At 71.0% G+C, this 17122-nt stretch carries 13 protein-coding genes; 6 read left to right on the top strand and 7 right to left on the bottom strand.

Annotation, left to right across the window (positions count from 1 at the left end):
• Positions 1-52: 52 nt before the first annotated feature.
• Together HUA78_RS28210 and HUA78_RS28205 are read left to right on the top strand one after the other, a co-directional pair.
• A complete protein-coding gene (locus HUA78_RS28210; protein ID WP_174477560.1) occupies positions 53-1315 on the top strand; it encodes a hypothetical protein in 1263 nt (420 codons plus the stop codon).
• 119 nt (positions 1316-1434) lie between these two features.
• Positions 1435-3018, top strand: a complete 1584-nt coding sequence (locus tag HUA78_RS28205) for a PAS domain-containing sensor histidine kinase (protein WP_254623938.1) — start codon at positions 1435-1437, stop codon at positions 3016-3018.
• Here the strand turns inward: HUA78_RS28205 and HUA78_RS28200 are convergent.
• The gene (locus HUA78_RS28200) at positions 3015-5777 is read right to left on the bottom strand and encodes a winged helix-turn-helix domain-containing protein (protein WP_174477558.1); all 2763 of its coding nucleotides are present in this window, start codon (positions 5775-5777) and stop codon (positions 3015-3017) included. The genes HUA78_RS28205 and HUA78_RS28200 overlap by 4 nt on opposite strands.
• Before the next feature lie 407 nt (positions 5778-6184).
• Here HUA78_RS28200 and HUA78_RS28195 point away from each other — a divergent pair, with 407 nt between their 5' ends.
• On the top strand, positions 6185-6556 hold the full coding sequence (locus HUA78_RS28195; protein WP_174477601.1) for a hypothetical protein: 372 nt from the start codon (positions 6185-6187) through the stop codon (positions 6554-6556).
• Between the two features lie 29 nt (positions 6557-6585).
• Here the strand turns inward: HUA78_RS28195 and HUA78_RS28190 are convergent, their stop codons facing one another.
• The 3 genes from HUA78_RS28190 to HUA78_RS28180 form a co-directional block, all read right to left on the bottom strand.
• Entirely contained in the window at positions 6586-7422 is an 837-nt protein-coding gene (locus HUA78_RS28190; RefSeq protein WP_174477557.1) for a hypothetical protein, read from the bottom strand.
• Positions 7423-7559: 137 nt separating this feature from the next.
• Complete coding sequence (locus HUA78_RS28185) at positions 7560-8381, bottom strand: TIGR02452 family protein (RefSeq protein ID WP_174477556.1); 822 nt, start codon at positions 8379-8381, stop codon at positions 7560-7562.
• Positions 8382-8536: 155 nt separating this feature from the next.
• The gene (locus tag HUA78_RS28180; RefSeq protein ID WP_174477555.1) at positions 8537-9379 is read right to left on the bottom strand and encodes a hypothetical protein; all 843 of its coding nucleotides are present in this window, start codon (positions 9377-9379) and stop codon (positions 8537-8539) included.
• A 316-nt stretch (positions 9380-9695) separates the two neighbouring features.
• Between HUA78_RS28180 and gstA the strand changes: the two genes are divergently transcribed.
• Together gstA and HUA78_RS28170 are read left to right on the top strand one after the other, a co-directional pair.
• The gene (gene gstA, locus HUA78_RS28175) at positions 9696-10304 is read left to right on the top strand and encodes a glutathione transferase GstA (protein ID WP_174457655.1); all 609 of its coding nucleotides are present in this window, start codon (positions 9696-9698) and stop codon (positions 10302-10304) included.
• Complete coding sequence (locus tag HUA78_RS28170) at positions 10301-10660, top strand: VOC family protein (protein WP_141646749.1); 360 nt, start codon at positions 10301-10303, stop codon at positions 10658-10660. Before gstA ends, HUA78_RS28170 begins: the two co-directional genes overlap by 4 nt.
• Here HUA78_RS28170 and HUA78_RS28165 read toward each other — a convergent pair.
• Genes HUA78_RS28165 through HUA78_RS28155 form a run of 3 tightly spaced genes read right to left on the bottom strand, consistent with a single transcriptional unit; the run spans position 10644 to position 15598 of the window.
• A complete protein-coding gene (locus HUA78_RS28165) occupies positions 10644-11309 on the bottom strand; it encodes a TetR/AcrR family transcriptional regulator (RefSeq protein ID WP_141646748.1) in 666 nt (221 codons plus the stop codon). The two genes, HUA78_RS28170 and HUA78_RS28165, sit on opposite strands and share 17 nt — an antisense overlap.
• An 18-nt stretch (positions 11310-11327) precedes the next feature.
• On the bottom strand, positions 11328-14450 hold the full coding sequence (locus HUA78_RS28160) for an efflux RND transporter permease subunit (protein WP_174457658.1): 3123 nt from the start codon (positions 14448-14450) through the stop codon (positions 11328-11330).
• A complete protein-coding gene (locus HUA78_RS28155; RefSeq protein ID WP_174457659.1) occupies positions 14447-15598 on the bottom strand; it encodes an efflux RND transporter periplasmic adaptor subunit in 1152 nt (383 codons plus the stop codon). Before HUA78_RS28155 ends, HUA78_RS28160 begins: the two co-directional genes overlap by 4 nt.
• 365 nt (positions 15599-15963) lie before the next feature.
• Between HUA78_RS28155 and HUA78_RS28150 the strand changes: the two genes are divergently transcribed.
• The gene (locus HUA78_RS28150) at positions 15964-17028 is read left to right on the top strand and encodes a UvrB/UvrC motif-containing protein (RefSeq protein WP_174457660.1); all 1065 of its coding nucleotides are present in this window, start codon (positions 15964-15966) and stop codon (positions 17026-17028) included.
• Positions 17029-17122: the final 94 nt, after the last annotated feature.

Below are 17122 nucleotides of genomic sequence, written 5' to 3'. Positions count from 1 at the left end.
TCCTGGCCCGTGACTACCTCCCCAGGGCCCCGCCACTCCGAGACGGTTTCCCATGCGACAGCTCCGCTCCCCTGCCCCGTTCCACCTCTTCTCAGTCCTGGCGCTGGCCACCGCGCTGACCTCCACGTCCGCCCTGGCCCAGCCGGCGGCGACGCCGCTGGAGGACAATCGCCGCATCACCCTGGGCTACATCGCCATCGCCTATGAGCTGGGCGCGGTGTTGGACCCGACGCTCGAACCCGGCGGCGCCAGCGCCGTGCGGCCCAACTGGTTCACCTTCGCGCCCCACGCCTCGCAGACCGGAGGTGAGGGCATGTTGGGCACGGCCATCGCGAAGCGCATCATCGCCGCGGCGCGTGGGCAGCCCTCGCTGTCGGTGCTCCATGCGCTCCAGCGCGTGGGACTCAACGCCCAGCTGCGCGTCTCTCCCGAGCAACTGGGGCTGGAGCTGGTGCTGCGCGGACTTCCCATCGACGCGGCCTCCTCGCTCGCCGCGCTCATCACGTCGCTCAACGGCGCGGCGCTGCTGGACGTGCGCACGCTGGCCGCCACGGCCGCGCGCTTCGCCGCGCTCTACTGGAGCGCTCCGGGCTTCTGGCCGCTCGACAAGGCGGAGAGCATCGTCATGACGCTGGAGCGCACGCTCCACGAGGGCAACCTCGCCATCTTCACGGACATCGGCGGCTCGGGGCAGCTGTACCTGGACTGGCGCCGGGGCGCGGGCGCGGTGACGCCGGAGCGCGTGCTGACGGAGTTCACGCTGGTGGACTCGGTGCCCGCGCAGGCCTCGCAGGCGTATGCCTACGCGCTGGCGCACGCATACGACGTCCCGCGTCCCTACCTGTTCGAGCAGGTCTTCCCGGGGATGCACTACAAGAGCCTGCTGGTGGCCGCCTTCGCGCTCTACGAGAAGGCCCGCGTGGCGCCGACACCCGCCGAGCGCGACGCGCTGGTGGCCATGGGCAACAACTACATCGCCTGGCGCGAGCAACATGACATGGCGCAGCCCGTCTTCTCGCCCGCGGTGCCGCGACCGGACGAGGTGTCGCGCGTCGCGCTGCTCCAGATTCTCACCCCGCTGTTGCGCACGGAGTTCGGCACGGTGGTCTGGAACTACGCCGACTACGCGTACAGCCAGCCGGACCGCGACGGGAATCCCCTGACGTCTCCTCCCACCGAGTACAACTGGGCCGTCTTCATGGACCGGTGGACGGGCATCCTCTACGCCTTCGACCAGGCGTACCTCCATCCCACGGGGCTGTGGGTCATGCCGACACCCATCGAGGACCCGACCGCGCTTTCAGGCGGGTCCTGAGCCGCATGCCCCGTCCGCCTCGCGGAGTCAGCCGGAAGAGGGGTCGAAGCAAGCTCCGGTGGATGGCCCGGCGTGCGGACGCAGGCCCGCGTCACGATTCTCCGAACAAAGGAGGCGACTTGACGCATTTGGAGCGCCAGGGGACGGTTCAGTTCTACATGAACCCCGCGCCGTCCCCCGTGTCCGGCTCCTCGAAAGACACCTCCCACGACCCGCGAGTGTTGCCCGCCGCCGCCGCTGACGAGGCGGGCCTCTCCGCCGACGCGCGCCTGTGTGTGCTGCGGGAGATGATGAGCGAGGCGTTCCTCTGCCTGGACGCCCATGGGCGGATTCGAGAGGTGAACGGCCGCGCCGCCGCGCTCCTGGGCCTCCCCGCCGACCAACTCCGGGGACAGGAGCCGTGGGTGGCGGAGCCCGCGCTCGCGGGCACGTCCCTGCACGAGCGGTTGATGGCCGCGCTCGCCACCCGCGAAGGCGGACGCTTCCTGGCGGAGCTGCCCTCGCGCACCTGGCTGGACGTGAATGTCCAGGTCGTCGGCGAGGAGACGTGGGTGCTCGCGGCCGACATCACCCGCCGGCAGCGCGCGGAGAACGAGGTGGCGCGGACCGAGGAGCGCTTCCGTCAGCTCGGCGAGCGCTTCCAGGTGGCGCTGGACTCGGCGCAGATGGCCGTCTGGGAGACGAACCTCGCCACCGGTCAGGTGTTCCGCTCGGAGGGACATGACCGCCTCTACGGCTATCCGCATCCGCTGACGGAGTGGACCCACGAGCGGTTCATCGAATCGCTGCATCCGGACGACCGGCCGGGCGTCCAGTCGCAACTGGATGACATCTTCGCGGGCAAGACGGATTCGTACATCTCCACCTTCCGGACGTACTGGCCGGACGGCTCGTGGCACTGGCTCACCAGCCGGGCCCGGGTGCTGCGCGACGCGACGGGCAAGGTGGTGGTCATCCGGGGCGCCATCCTGGACATCACCGCGCTGAAGGAGACGGAGTTCGCGCTGCAGGAAGCGGTGCGCACGCGCGACGACTTCCTCTCGTTGGCCAGCCACGAGCTGCGCACGCCGCTGACGTCCCTGCGGCTCCAGGCCCAGTTGCTGCGGCGCATGAGCGAAAGCGCGCCCACGGAGACGCTCGGCTCGGTCAAGGTGCAGGCGAAGCTGGAGGCCACCGAGCGACAACTGCGCAGGCTCAGCGCGCTGGTGGACAACCTGCTGGATGTCAGCCGCATCCGGACGGGCAAGCTGGACTTCCACTTCACCGAGGGCGACCTCGCGGCCGTCGTCTCCGACCTCGTCGCGCGCTTCGGCGACGAAGCCCGTCAGACAGGAGTGCAGCTCAATGCGTCGGTGGAGGGGCCGATGATGGGCCGCTTCGACCGGCTGCGGATGGAGCAGGTGGTGAGCAACCTGCTGTCCAATGCCCTGCGCTACGGCTCGGGCAACCCCGTGTTCCTCTCGCTCACGCGCTACGGCGGCACCCTCCGCCTGATGGTGCGGGACAACGGGCAGGGCGTCCCGGAGAAGGACCGCGAGCGCATCTTCGAGCGCTTCACCCAGGGCGACAACGCGCAGCGGCGCGGAGGCATGGGGCTGGGGCTCTACATCGTCCAGCAGATTGTCGAGGCCCACGGCGGCCACATCCGCGTGGAGGACTCGCCCGGCGGGGGCGCGACGTTCGTGGTGGACCTGCCGCTCTAGGACGCGCCGGGCTCGTCGCGCACGAAGGCGAAGCCCCGAGGCACCTCCAGGCGATAGCCCGGGTCCTCGAACAGAAGGCGCGCGCCAGTGCCCTCCAGCACCTCCCGCAGGTGGCGCACGTGGACGCGCAGCGCGTTGTCGTGCAGGCGCGGGTCATAGTCCGCCTCCCACATGGCCCGCACACACGCCTCCTTCGACAGCGTGCGCCCGGGTTGGCGAGCCAGGGCGTACAGCAGGCGGCGGGGAAGCACGCGCGTGGCCAGCGAGACGGTGCGGCCTCCGGCGCGCAGCGCATGGTCCCTGGCGTCCAGCACCACCGCGTCCGAGGCGGCGACGGGCGCCTCGACGGCGAGCCGGGAGCCGTCGGACGTCACCACCCGCAGCGAGGCGAGCGTGCGCGCCAGCTCCGGAATCAGCTCCGGGTCCGCCGCGCCTTCCGACGCGGAGCGCGCCGCCGCCTCCATCGAGCCCCGGACCTCCGTCGCGCGCTCGGAGAGCCGGTGCAGCATGGCCCGGGACAGGTGGGCCAGCGCGCGCTCCATCGCGAAGTCCTCGCCTCGCGCGAGGGGCTCCAGCGACGCCAGCAGTCCCTCCGCGCGCACGCTGTCGCCCGCCGTCGCCGCGGCCAGCGCCGCCAGCGCCCGCTGTCGCGCCGCCACGCCCGGACGCACCTCGCGAGGCTCCACGGCGCCAGGGCGCTCCACCTGTCGCAGCACGTCCGAGGCGCGGGCCGTCTCGGCGGCGCGAACCAGGCCCTCGGCGCCGCGCGCGCGTGCATCCGCCGCCGCGTCGTCCAGCAGCGCCAGCCCCTCCGCGCGCCGCCCCAGCTCCAACAGCATGCGGCCCGCGCCAACGCGGGAGAGGTGGTGGACGAAGAGATAGCCGCCCTGCTCCGCGCGCACTGCCACCTCTCGCAGGCCAGCCAGCGCGGCGCGCCGCTCGCCCCGCTCTCCGAGCACAAGCGCGGCGATGCAGTCCAGCTCCAGCGCGAGCCTCGGCGCGCCCAGCTGTCCCAGCCGCTCCCGCACACCATCCAGCGCGGCCTGCGCCTGCGTGAAGCGCCCCAGCCGACTGAGGATGCCCGCGGACATCGCGGCCACCAGCGGCCCGCGCGAGTCGAGCGGCGCGCCCTCCAGCAAGGACAGACACTGGCTCAGGGGCTCCTCGAGCCCCTCGTCCCGGCCTTCAATCCAGCACATCAGCGCGCGGGCATAGGCGCACCAGCCGAGCACGCGCTTGTCGTCGGATGCGGCGCACGCGGCGTCCAGCATCTCCAGGGACTCATCCAACCGGCCCTGGAAGAAGCGCAGCGCGGCCCAGGCGAGCAGTTGCTGAAGGAAGACCTCCGCGTCGCGCGGCATGGGCATGGACCCGAGCGTCCGCTCACACGCGGGCAGCTCCAGCGAGAAGAGGGCCACCCGGACCAGCACCGTGCCCACCTGCTCGCGCAGCCCCGCGCTCCGCGCATCCTCCGCGTCTCCCAGTGAGGCCAGCAGCGCCACGAGCTCCGCGTACGCGCGGCGCAAGTCCAGCAGCCGCACCTGGGCACGGGCGCGCGCAAGCCCCACGTCCGGTGTGCACAGCGCGGGCGGCAGCGAGCCCAGCAGCGCCAGCAGCTCCCCCGCGGCGCCCTGCCGCACGAGGGCCTCCGCCTGCTCGACGACGAAGGAACGGCGCTGCTCATGGCGGCCCAGTGCCTGGAGATGGCGGCACATCGCGCGCACCCGCACCACCTCCGGCAGGGGCTCGCGCGCGAGCAACCCCAGGAGCGCTTCGTGCGCGGCGCGTGCCTCGTCGGCGTCGAGCAACGTCTGGAAGGCCTCGCGCACCAGGTCGTGGACGCCGTGGCGGCCCCGCGCGTCCGTCTCGACGAGGAGCCGGGCGGAGAGCCGCCGCAGCGCCTCGCCCGCCGCCTCTTTTGGCAGCACGTCGCGCAGGGCCGAGGCGGGCAGTGGCAGCTCCGACAGGGCCAGCACGGCGGCCACATGCCGCTCGTCCGGAGGCAGCGCGGCGAGGGCGGCGCGCACCGGCTCCTCCACGTCCGCGTCATTCGCATGCGCGCGCCTGAGGAGGAACGGCACGCCCCGCGAGCGGGCCCACGCCGCGGCGAAGCCCTCCCGCGCGCCATACAGCGTGTCCAACTGCCGCCACAGCAGCTTCGCCGCGGCCTCCGGCAGCCCATCCAGCCGCAGCTCGAAGCGGTCCGGACTGGTGGCCTGGCGCGGCACCTCCTCGCGCGAGGTGGCCAGCAACGCGCCCTGGCGCAGCCGCCCGCCGAGCCCCTCCACCAACGCGAGCCGCTCCTCCGGCCGCAGCACGTGCAGGTCGTCCAGGACGAACAAGGCCCCGCGCGCTTCCAGCTCCCGCGCCAGATCCTCCAGTCGCGAGTCATCCGACAAGGCCTGGGCCACGGGCGCCTCGCGCAAGAGGCGGCGCGCGTCGTCGACCACGGCGTCCAACGTGTCTCCAGGAGCGATGCGGCGGTGGACCACCGGCCCCCGGTGGCGCGACGCGACGGCGGCCACCAGCGCGGACTTGCCCACCCCTGGCAGCCCATAGACGACGCCCGTGCGCACGCGCTTCAGCAACGTGCCCAGCCGCTGGAGCTCCTGCTTGCGCCCCACGAAGACGGCGGGCGGCCCCAACCCTCGCGGCGTTCCGGCCCGCGACGCCTCCTCTCGCGACGCACGGGCAGCGCGCGAGACGGTGCCTTCAGTGCGCCTGCGTCGACTGCGGGGAGAGGGCGTTCCGGTGGGCATGATCGACCTCGGACCGACTCAGGAACCGCCCTCGCCACGCGGCGCTCGCTCGCCCTCACTCGGGGTGAGAAGCGACAGGGACAGCGTCTCGGGCGTCACCGCGCGGCCAGGTCTCATGTGCCCCAGCCTGACACACCCTCCGGCCGTATCCCTATGTCCAGCCGTCAACGACTGAGGGTTCGCCACTACGCGGAATCCGCCCACCCTGTGGGCCAACCCCAGACATCGTGTGTTTCAGGGTCACTCCGATTTTTCACAATTTGTCGCCCTCCGAGAAGGAATTGGCGCGCGAAGCGAAACAACTCGAAGTGAAATCGCGCATCATTCCCCAGCGTCCCAATGGCCAGGGAGCAAGCAGCCTCACCTGGTCAGCGCGCCATTGGGATTTCCGTCCGGAGGGCGCTCCGATGTGGATTGAAACCATCATCATGCCCCGGGAAGAGCGTGGGCCTCGACAGCCCCCGCCCCCGCGAGACAGGCGTGCAGTCCTGCTCGCGGCGGGAGAGGAGAGCCGCGCCTTGCGAGACCAGGTGATGGGGTTCCTGAGCGCGCATCACCTGCTGGGAGCGGTGAAGTGGATGAGTGAGCCGGGCTTCCTCCCCCTCGTCACCCTGCACTGCACGGAGCGCGCCCTGGAGAAACTCCGCGAGGCCGCTGAGTTCGTCGTCGGTTGCGCGGCGCCCGTGGATGCCTACCAGCCGCTGACCACCACGGAGCCGGAGCTCTCTTCTTCGGAGCCGGTGTCCATGGCGGTGCCCGTCTTCGCTCGCTATCCCTGATGCATGGGCGCCCTCTTTGGCGCCACGCCTCACACCTGGGCCGCCGCCTCTGACTCCAGCAGGAACGCGCCCAGCTCCAGCACACGCTCCGCCACGCGGGCCGCATCGCTCGCGGAGGTGCAGAGCCGGGTGATGGCCTCTTCCGCGGACTCCGCGCTGGCCAGCCCGCGCACCCACTCCGGGGTGCCATCCTCGCCGGCGGGGTGTCCCTCCTCGGCGGCCAGCATCCAGTCCCGCGCGCCCTGACGCAGCCGCTCGGCCTCGTCCGCCGTGAAGACGAGCACCGCCGTGTCGTCATGCGTCGCGGTCCTCGGGTGGACCCGGCGCAGCGCCTGCACGAGCTGGTGGGCCACCCCCGTCAGCGTGACCTCGTGGACGTGGCTGTGCGCATCGCCCACCTCGCCCCGGCTGCGCAGGATGAGATTCCCCAGGAGCGCCGTGTATTGGAAGTCCTCGCGCCCGGTGCGCTCGTCGGTGGTGAAGACACTGGCCTCGCGACCGAGCCACGACTCCGAGCCCACGAAGCGGGCCTCCCCCACCGCGACTCGCACCGTCGCCGTGGAGACGCCGCGCGCCTCGCACACCTCGTCGGAGAGCGCTCCAGCGGAGAGCAGCTGGTGGTACGCCGCCAGCCCCTCGTCCAGGGTGACGTCGAAGTCCACCTGCCACCCCGTGAAGCAGAGGTCGTCCCCCGCGATGCCCGGACCCGCGGCGGCGCCCCCCACGCCGCGCGCGAAGTCCTGGAGCACCGACAACATCCCCGTGGGGCCGACGAGGACGCGGACGGTGCGAGCATCCCGCGCCGGCAGGAGCCATGAAGTCCCGCTCGCGAGCACGGCGAGCTCCGCCGTCCGCCCCCCAGCCATCGGCGATTCCCCCGGACCGCCCCAATCCCCTGTCATCGACTTCCCCCTGAAGTGAATGCTTGGGGAGTTGTCGTCCAAACCGGGGCGGAGGTGGAATTAAACCGAGTTAAATCCGCCGCCCCGCCCCCGACGCCGCGTCACGCGAAGTGCTCGCGGAAGGCGCGCGGGTTGGGCCCGTCACCGCTCCGCTCGTACACCGCGAACACCACGCGCCTGAAGGCGCCGGGCAGGGCCGCCAGGGCGAGCGAGAAGGCGTTGGCGACCTCCACCGGCTCGTTGCGGAAGACGCCGCAGCCCCATGCTCCCAGGACGAGGACCTCATGGCCCTGGTGCGCCGCCACCTGGAGCACCTTCAGCGCCCGCGCGCGCAGCACCTCGTGGATTTGAGGCCGCAGGCCCACGTCCACCCGGAGCGCCTCACCGGCATTGGGCGCGGGCGCGGTGAGCACGGAGAGGCAGAAGGGCCGCTCCAGCAGCTCCAGCGAGTCATCCCGGAAGAACGGCACGTCCGGCGAGTAGATGAGGTGGTCGGTGTACAGCATCGAGCGCTCGGCGCGATTCGCGTCGTAGTAGCCCCGCTGCGAGAGCAGGCACGGATAGAGCGCCGAGCAGCGCGCCAGGTCCTCCTCCTGCGCCTTCGCGCCGCCCAGGAAGCCGCCGCCCGGGTTCTTCGCGGAGGCGAAGTTGAGCGCGGCGACCCGCGTCTCTCCTTCCTCCTCCACCAACCGCCGAGCGGCCTGCCCCGTCTTCTCGCCCGTGACTTCGATGTGGAGGTCCGGACGCTCCAGGCCCGGCGCGAAGGGAGGGAGCCGCCCGAAGTCGTCGGGCCGGTACAGCAACGTCCCGCTCACGGCGCGCGCCACCAGGTTCCCCAGCGAGACGCTCCGCCCCGAGGGCGCCTCATACGTCCCCAGCTCCGCGATTCGCACCGTTTGCCGCGCCAGCTCCTTCAACGACATGACCCGCTCCTGACAGACCTCCGCCGCGAATAGGCGGCGAGACTTCGTGTTAATTACACACGAACCATATCAACCCGTCCTGACAGGTGTCGCGCGACGGGGAGGAACGAGCCGCCGGCCCCGGGGTGCGCCAGGGCCGGCGGTGAGGCCGGGTGCTACTCGCAGCCGACGCGCTGGGTGCGGCTGACCACCAGGTTGTCGACCCACGTCTCGGAGGCCGACGGCCCCTGCGGATGCACGAAGCCGTAGCCCACCCAGAAGTTGTTGAAGGAGCGCATGCCGATGTCGGTGAAGTCGTGGGCCAGCGCGCCGTCCACGTAGACTCGCGCGTTGCCGTGGGTGCTCGACGCGGTGGGGCGGCGCACCTCCCACTCCAGGCAGACCCAGCGGCCGGTGGACATGCCCAGGTTGACGGGCGGGCCCTGACGATTCCAGCCCTGCCCCGTCCTCGCGGACCAGTCATCGAGCGCGAACCCCGTGTCCCGGATGACCTGCAGCTCGATGCCGCCGAAGTCCGAGTTCGTGTCGGAGAAGAGGACGAAGTAGGTGCCCATCTGCCCCTGGTCGCCGGGGAAGGCGTTCATGAACACGTGCGCGCGCACGAAGAGCTGCGTGTCGAACGGGGGGATGCTCTTCATCCACCGCGCAATCGCCTGGCCCTCGTTCTGCTTCTCGTCGATGCCGTCCTCCGTCACGATGTGCAGCGAGCGCGCGCCGGTGTGAGGCTTCGTGCCGTCCGCCTCGATGGTGGAGTGCTCGCGGCCGACATCCCAACCCGCGGAGCCGTTCTCGAACGTCTCGCAGAGGATGGCGCCGGTGGGGCAGGACGCGTTGCCCGTGCCGCCATCGCCCGGGGGGCTGCCGGCGTCGGTGCCCGAGTCGGTGGGATTGGAGCCACCATCATCGCCGGGCTTGTCATCGTCATCACCGGAGCACGCCGGCATCACGCCCCACGCCAGCAACGCGATGGGCAGCAACAGAGTGACTTTGAAACGCATAGGGTCCTTCCAGGTTCGGGCGCGAGGCCCGGCCATGTCTGACGGAGCGCCCCGCGGGGCCGGGGCTCGCTCTGGGGGTAAGGAGGCGTGGCGGGCTCCCCGGGCCGGCGCCAACCTCCGAGCGAAACAACTACCACTCCGAGCGCGCCCCCGGCAGCGGGGCCCGGCGGACCCAGGAGCGCGGCCCGCGCCACGTGCCGTCCACCCGCCCGCCTGCCCGGCACCACCCGGTGCCCCGCATCGAAACGGTGGCATCCCCTCCCGGGAAGGTGCAGAACTGCGCGCCTCGAACCCCCCACGTGAGGAATGCGCTCCCATGAAGCTCTACTACTCGTCCGGTGCCTGCTCCCTGTCCCCGCACATCGCCCTGCGTGAGGCGGGCCTGAAGTTCGACCTCGAGAAGGTCGACCTGCGCGGCAAGAAGACGGAGACCGGCGCGGACTACTTCGCCGTCAACACCAAGGGCTATGTCCCCGCGCTCCAGCTCGACAACGGCACGGTGCTGACGGAAGGGCCCGCCATCGTCCAGTACATCGCGGACCAGGCGCCCGAGGCGAAGCTGGCCCCCGCCAACGGCTCCATCGAGCGCTACAAGCTCCAGGAGCTGCTCAACTTCATCTCCACCGAGATTCACAAGGCCTTCAGCCCCCTCTTCAACCCGGCGTTTCCGGACGAGGGGAAGAAGATCTACAAGGACCGGCTCGCGGTGCGCTTCAAGACGCTGGACGAGGTCCTGTCGAAGAACACGTTCCTCATGGGTGAGCAGTTCACCGTCGCGGATGCGTACCTCTTCACCGTGCTGAACTGGGCGAAGCCCATGCAGGTGGACCTGGAGGCGTTCCCCGCGGTGAAGGCCTACCACGCGCGCGTCGCCGAGCGTCCCCACGTGCAGGCGGCGCTGGCCGCCGAAGGCCTCAAGAAGTGATTCCGGCCTTCGTCAAGCTGCTCGTCTCGGACCTGACGCGCTCCCTGGCGTTCTACGAGGCGCTCGGCTTCGAGCGCACCCAAGCAGAGCCGCCCTTCGTCCGCCTCCAGTGGGCGGGCGCGGTGGACGTCTACCTCGTCGCGCCTCCAACGCAGTTGCAGTTGGAAGGCCGGCGGGGACTGGGCGTGCTCGTGGGCTTCCGCGTCGAGGGCGCAAGCGGCCTGGACGAGCTGCTCCTGCGGGCGCAGGCGCAGGGGGCCGTGGTGGAGGGCCCCGCCATCCAGCCGTGGCACACCCGGGAGGTCATCGTCACCGACCCGGACGGCTACCGGCTCAACTTCATCGAGCCCGCGTAGCGCCGCCTGACCTGGAGGGTTTGCAGAGGCCCTCCAGGAGCAGGTCCATCATCAGGGTCGCGGTGCGCATCAGCGGACGCATGTCGATCCACTTGTCCTCGGGCCCCATCACCAGGTGCAGCGCGACGAGGCCATGCAGGCCGCCCCAGAGCGCCTGACTCACCAGCTCCACGTCCTGGTGCTCGGGCCTGAAGCAGTCCGCGTCCTTCGCCTCCTGCACGGACTGGCGCAGGAAGGCATAGGCATCCTGTTCGGGGTTGCCCTGCTCCGGGCCGTCCGGTCCCGTGGTCCCCACTTCGGCCGGGCGGCGCTCCATGAAGAGCAGGCGGTAGGTGGTGGGGTACTCCTGGGCGAAGTCGATGTACGCCCGCCCCATCTTCCGCAGGCGCTCCACGGGGTCCTTCACCTTGGCGACCTTGTTGAGCACCTCCGCGAAGCGCAGGAAGTCATGGGCGCACAGCTCCTGGATGAGCGCGGCCTTGTCCTTGAAGTGCACGTAGATGGCGGTGGCGCTGTACTCGATTTTCTCGGCGACGCGCCGCATCGTCATCGCCTCGTAGCCCTCCTGGACGTAGAGCTCGCGCGCCGCATCCAGGATGCGCTGCCGCGTCGCCTGCTTCTCCCGCTCTCGTCGCTCCTTGATGCCCATGGTGCCTCTCGAGTGCCGCTATGCCGCGCCACCGGCCGATGCGACGGAGCCGGGCAGCGGGGACGCGGGCCCCTCGCTGGCCGGTGCCTCGCCCTCCCGCTCCACCTCCGGGGCCAGCAACTTGTACACCACCGGCGTCACCACCCGGGTGAGGACGGTGGAGGAAATCAGCCCACCGATGATGACCCACGCCAGGGGTGAGTAGAGGCTGCTGTGCTCCAGCGCCAGGGGCAGCAGGCCCCCCAGGGCCGTCAGCGTGGTGAGCAGGATGGGCAGGAAGCGCGTCTCGCCCGCCTGCTCGATGGCCTCGTCCACGGACAGGCCCCGCGCGCGCAACTGGTTGGTGAAGTCCACCAGGAGGATGCTGTTCTTCACCTCGATGCCCACCAGGGCGATGAAGCCGATGGAGGCGGTGAACGACAGCGTGTTGCCGGTGAGGAACAGCGCGAGGATGCCGCCCACCAGTCCCAGCGGAATCACCGACGCGACGATGAGCGTGCTGCGGAACGTGCGGAACTCCAGCACCAGCACCGCCAGCACACCGAAGGCCGCGATGATGCCGGCCGCGGACACGCCGTCGAAGCTCTCCTGGCGGCTCTCCAGCTCTCCGGCCGCTTCCAGACGGTAGCCCGGCGGCGGCTTCACCTCCGCGTCCAGCCGGCGCAGCACGTCCTGGATGACGTTGTCGTTGATGTAGCCGGTGGCCACGCTGGCGGAGACGGTGACGGAGCGCTCGCCGTCGTGGTGGGTGACGCGGTTGGGGCTGGCCTCCAGGCGCACCTGGGACACCTGCATGAGCGGCACCTGCGCGCCGGTGACACTGGCCACATGCAGGCGCTCCAGCGCGCCCAATGCCGGCCACGCGCCGGACTCCAGCGGCATCCGGACGAGGATGGGATGGTCCTCGCCCGCCTCGTCGCGGAAGGTGCCCGCCGGCAGACCCGCGAGCCCGAAGCGCACCGCGCGCGCCACCTCCGCCGCGGGCACACCCAGTTGCCCCGCCTTCTCCCGGTCCACCTCCACCTGGAGGTCCGTGCGACGCGTCTGCACCGGGTTCTTCACGTAGAGGGTGCCCGGTGTCGTCTCCAGCACCTGCTGGGTCCGCGCGGCCAGCGTGCGCAGCGTCTCCAGCTCCGGCCCCACCAATCGCACCGCCACGGGCGCTTCGATGGGAGGCCCCTGCTCGAACTCGCGCACCTCGATGCGCGCGCCGGGGTACGCGGACAACTCCGCGCGCAGGCCGTCGAGCAGCGCGGGCGTCGTCTCCGAGTCGTAGTCCTGGAGCTGGACGAAGAGATCGCCCACGTTGGGGCGCTCCGCGCTCGGCTGGACGTTGTAGTAGACGGACGGATGGCCCCGCCCCGCGTTGGCGGAGACGGAGACGACCTCCGGCCGGCGGCGCAGGGCGTCCTCCACGAAGCGCACGGCCCGGTCCGTTTCCGGGAGGCTGGCCCCCTCGGGCGTCTCCACCTTCACGTAGAACATGGGCGTGCCGGCCTTCGGAAAGAGGCTGAAGCCCACCACCGGCACCAGCGCCAGGCTGCCCACGAAGAGCGCCGCGGCCACCACCACCGTCACCACCGGCCGCGCCAGCGCGCGGTGCAGCAGCGGGCGGTAGCTGCGCTCGATGAAGTGGTGGAAGAAGCGCAGCACGCGGTTGCCCTCCGGGTGCTCGCCCTCCGAGAGGAAGAGGCTGGCCAGCAGCGGAATCACCGTGAGCGACACCAGCAGCGAAGCGAGGATGGTGAACACCACCGCCATGGGCAGGCTGCGGATGAACTGACCGGACGTGCCGGGCAGGAACAGCAGCGGCACGAAGGACAACACCAGCGTGGCGGTGCAGCCCAGCACGGCGAGCCCAATCTGCGACGTGCCCTCGATGGCCGCCCGCACCCGGCTGCGCCCCATACGCAGGAAGCGGGCGATGTTCTCCACCACCACGATGCTGTCATCCACCAGGAGCCCCAGGGCGATGACGAAGCCGACGATGGAGAGCTGGTTGAGCGTGAAGCCCGCGTGGTGCAGCGCCGCGAGCCCCAGGGCCAGGGACAGGGGAATGGACACCATGACGATGAGGCTGGCCCGGAAGCCCAGGGGCAGGAGCGTCACCAGCACCAGGGCCAGCGCCAGCGCGAAGTCCATCGCGAAGCCGCCCAGCCGCCGCTCCACCTGGAGCGACTGGTCGAACCCCGTCTCCAGCCGGACACCCTTCGGCAGCTCCCGGGCCCACTCGCGGGCGACCTCGAGCGACGCATCCCTCACCGCGAAGACGTTGCCACCTTCCTTCTGCGTGACGCCGACGAAGACAGCGCGCTCGCCGTTGAAGCGGCCCAGGTGCACCGCGTCCTGGTCCCGAAACGACACGTCCGCCACGTCCTGCAGGCGCACCACGCCCGCCTCTCCACCGGACACCACGGTGGCGCGCACCTGTTCGAGCGACGTGTACTCGCTGCTCGTCTTCACGTTGAAGCGCCGCGCGCCCAGGTCCACGCTGCCCGCGGGGACATTGAGGTTGGCGCCGCCGAGCGCTTGCAGCACCCGCTCCAGCGACACGCCCACGCGCGCCAGTCGCTCCGGGTCCACCGACACGCGCACCTCCTGCTTCGTCGCCGCGAAGACCTCCGCCTTCTTCACGCCGGACACATGCGTCAGCCGGTCCGCCAGGGCGTCCGCGTGCCGCTCCAGCTCTCGCGCGGAGACATGGGGCCCCACCAGGGCGAACTGCACCACGCTCACGTTCGCCGCGCTGTGACGGAGGACCTCCAGGCGCACCAGTCCCGAGGGAAGCTGGGGCCGCGTGGCGGTAACCTGCCGCAGCACCTCCGCGTGTTTGTCATCCGGGTCCGTGGAGGACTCGAACTCGATTTCCAGCTGCGCCAGCCCGTCCTCCATCTGGCTGCGCACCTCCTTCACGTCATCGAGTTCCTCGAAGGCCTCCTCGAGCGGGTCCACCACGAGCTGCTCGAGGTCCGCCGGGCTCGCACCGGGGTACACGGCGATGAGCGTGAAGCCCGGCATCGGGAAGACAGGGTCCTCCGCGCGGGGAATGGACAGCGCGCTGGAGACGCCCAGCGCGACCAACATGGCGAACACCACCAGGGTGAGCTGCGGGTTCTTCACGGCCGCGGTGGAGAGCTTCATCGCGCCTCCACCACCGCCACCGCCTGGCCGTCGCGGAGGAAGGCCACGCCATCCGTGACGACGTGGGCGCCCACGTCGGGCCCCTCGGACAGGGCCGCGCGGCCGTCCTCGGAGGAGAGGAAGGCCACCCTCACGCGCTGGCGCCGCGCGCTCCGACCATCCGGGTTCACGATGAAGACGCTGGCCACGTCACCGTCCCCTTCCAGCAGTGCCTCCACGGGAATGAAGCGCACCGTCTGCCGCTCGGACGGAAGGACCCGCGCCTTCGCGGAGAGGCCTGACAACAGTCGCGGGGAGGGCTCCGCGCCACCTCGCTCGTCGGCGCCGGCCACACGTGCGGGAACCTCCTTGGGGAGTCGCAGCTCGAGCTCCACCTCCGCCGTGCCCAGGCCCGGCGTGGCGGCGCTGGCAATCTCGCTGACGCGCGCCTGGAACGTCCGGCCGGGGTAGGCGTCGAGCGATACTTCCGCCGCGTCCCCTTCCCGCACGCGCACGACGTCGCGGTCCGTCAGGCCCACGCGGACGACCCAGCCGCCATCCGCGCTCGCGAACTGGAAGAGGGCCTGGCCGGGGGACACCACCTCACCGGGCTCCACCAGCCTCCGGAGGATGCGCCCGTTCGAGGGCGCCACGAGGGTGGCCTGTCGCTGGTTGAAGGCCGCGGCGCTCCAGGCGGCGTCGGCGACCTCGAAGGCCGTGGTGGCGTCTTGCAGCTGCGCGCGCGTGGCCACCTGGGCCTCGTGAAGTTGCTTCGCGCGCTCCAAGTCTCGGGCCGCCTTGTCCCTCGCCTCGCGAGCCTGGGCCACCTGGGGGCCAATCTCCGACGGGTCCAACGCGGCCAACACCTGCCCTCGCGTCACCGACCGACCCTCGTCCACGGCGACCTGCCTGACGATGCCACCCAGCTTGAAGGACAACCGCAGCTCCTGCTTCGCGGCGAGCACCCCGCTGGCGCGCACCGGACGGGTGACCTCCTCCGCCACGACGGGCACGGAGCGCACCTGGACGGGCGCTTCACCGGAGGAAGCAGGCCCCGGAGCGGCGGTGGCCGGGCGCGAGCACCCCACCAGGGACAACAGCCCCACGACGAGGATGGCGAAGCCGCTCATCCACGCGGCGGACAGGGTCAACGACGGGGCACGCACCATGACGGCGACTCCCTCCCGCCTTCATCGAGGCAGGCAGACACCCCTCCTCATCGCGAGGCCGGGTTTACACAGGACCACCACTTAACGCTGTTAACCAAACGAGACAAGGTGGTTCACATAACTTCATAAACCCCCCATCGGAGTCTGGACGTGGACGGGTGCCCTCATGGCGAGCGGCGGCCTCGCGTGTGGCGCGTCGCGGGCGCGACCAACCCCCTCCTCACCTGCTCGCCTTCGCATGCGACCAGGCCGTCCGCCCCACGGACAAGCACGCTGGAAGGAAGAGGCGAGGGCCGCGCGAGGCCCGCACCGAGGTGTACGGTGACATGTCGTCCGGCACGCACAGGGCCGGGCCTTCGCCGCACATGTCTTCCCGCGTCGCCTCACTCCTCGAACACGTCCGCGCGAACGCGGAGAACCGGCCCGGCATCTACCGGATGTTGGGGCCCTCGGGCGAAGTGCTCTACGTCGGCAAGTCCGTGCGGGTGCGCTCGCGGCTGCTCTCCTACTTTCGCGCGGAGCCCGGCGACAAGGCGGCGGACATCATCGCCCACGCGCATCAGGTGGAGTGGGAGCACACGCCCAGCGAGTTCGCCGCGCTGCTGCGCGAGCTGCGCCTCATCAAGTTCCACCGCCCCCTCTACAACGTGGAGCACAAGCGAGACCGGGGACACTGTTTCCTCCACCTCACCAAGGAGGCCGTGCCCCGCCTGCACGTCGTGGGGCGCGTCACCGGCGCGAGCGGCGACTACTACGGCCCCTTCCAGGGCCAGGGCGCGGTCTCCGACGTGGTGCGCGCGGTGAATGACCTGCTCGAGCTGAGAGACTGCGCGGCGGACACACCGATGCGACTGGCCAACCAGGGCCAGCTCTTCCCGCTGAAGCAGGAGCCCCTGTGCATGCGCGGCCAGCTCTCCCGCTGCCTCGCGCCCTGTGCCGGCGGCTGCACCCATGCCGAGTACGACGCCCGCATCGCCCAGGCCCGGGCCTTCCTGGAAGGCACCTCCGACGTCCCGCTCACCCTGCTGCACGAGCGCATGGCCCTGGCCGCCCGACGTCTGCAGTTCGAGTACGCCGCGGAGCTGAGAGACCGCGCGGAGCGCCTGAAGAACCTCCGCGAGTGGATGGTCTCCCTGGGCCGGACGATGAAGCGGCTGTCCTTCGTGTACACGGTGCCGGGCCACGCCGGAGAGGACCGCGTCTACGTCCTGCGCCGGGGCAGCGTGCGCGACGAGCGGCCCGCGCCGCGAACCCCCGAGGAGCGCGAAGCCCTGGAGGCCCGCGTCCGGGAAATCTTCGAGCGCCCCGAGCCCGAGACGCTCGGCCTGCGCGCCCACGAAGCCCAGGAGGTGATGCTCATCGCCCGCTGGTTCCACCTCCACCCCGACGAGTTCGACCAGGCCACCGAGGCGCCACCGACGCACACGTGAGCCAGGCGCGCGCGCCCGGTTCGTATGTCTGCGTAGGACTCCACGCGGGGACGAGGCCAGCCGCCTCGGCGGGTATGTCTCACCTCGAGTGACG

The organism is Myxococcus sp. CA033 (genome assembly GCF_013336625.1).
GTDB lineage: Bacteria > Myxococcota > Myxococcia > Myxococcales > Myxococcaceae > Myxococcus > Myxococcus llanfairpwllgwyngyllgogerychwyrndrobwllllantysiliogogogochensis.
Note: the sequence above shows the minus strand (reverse complement) of the source record. Positions and strands in the feature narration are given on the sequence as shown.

What these genes read in the sequence shown, in the direction of transcription:
- HUA78_RS28155 (WP_174457659.1), bottom strand. Translation starts at nt 15,598, where the DNA reads ATGGTGCGTGCCCCGTCGTTGACCCTGTCCGCCGCGTGGATGAGCGGC.
- HUA78_RS28180 (WP_174477555.1), bottom strand. Translation starts at nt 9,379, where the DNA reads ATGCGTTTCAAAGTCACTCTGTTGCTGCCCATCGCGTTGCTGGCGTGG.
- HUA78_RS28210 (WP_174477560.1), top strand. Translation starts at nt 53, where the DNA reads ATGCGACAGCTCCGCTCCCCTGCCCCGTTCCACCTCTTCTCAGTCCTG.
- HUA78_RS28160 (WP_174457658.1), bottom strand. Translation starts at nt 14,450, where the DNA reads ATGAAGCTCTCCACCGCGGCCGTGAAGAACCCGCAGCTCACCCTGGTG.
- HUA78_RS28150 (WP_174457660.1), top strand. Translation starts at nt 15,964, where the DNA reads ATGTCTTCCCGCGTCGCCTCACTCCTCGAACACGTCCGCGCGAACGCG.
- HUA78_RS28185 (WP_174477556.1), bottom strand. Translation starts at nt 8,381, where the DNA reads ATGTCGTTGAAGGAGCTGGCGCGGCAAACGGTGCGAATCGCGGAGCTG.
- HUA78_RS28190 (WP_174477557.1), bottom strand. Translation starts at nt 7,422, where the DNA reads ATGGCTGGGGGGCGGACGGCGGAGCTCGCCGTGCTCGCGAGCGGGACT.
- HUA78_RS28165 (WP_141646748.1), bottom strand. Translation starts at nt 11,309, where the DNA reads ATGGGCATCAAGGAGCGACGAGAGCGGGAGAAGCAGGCGACGCGGCAG.
- gstA (WP_174457655.1), top strand. Translation starts at nt 9,696, where the DNA reads ATGAAGCTCTACTACTCGTCCGGTGCCTGCTCCCTGTCCCCGCACATC.
- HUA78_RS28195 (WP_174477601.1), top strand. Translation starts at nt 6,185, where the DNA reads ATGTGGATTGAAACCATCATCATGCCCCGGGAAGAGCGTGGGCCTCGA.
- HUA78_RS28200 (WP_174477558.1), bottom strand. Translation starts at nt 5,777, where the DNA reads ATGCCCACCGGAACGCCCTCTCCCCGCAGTCGACGCAGGCGCACTGAA.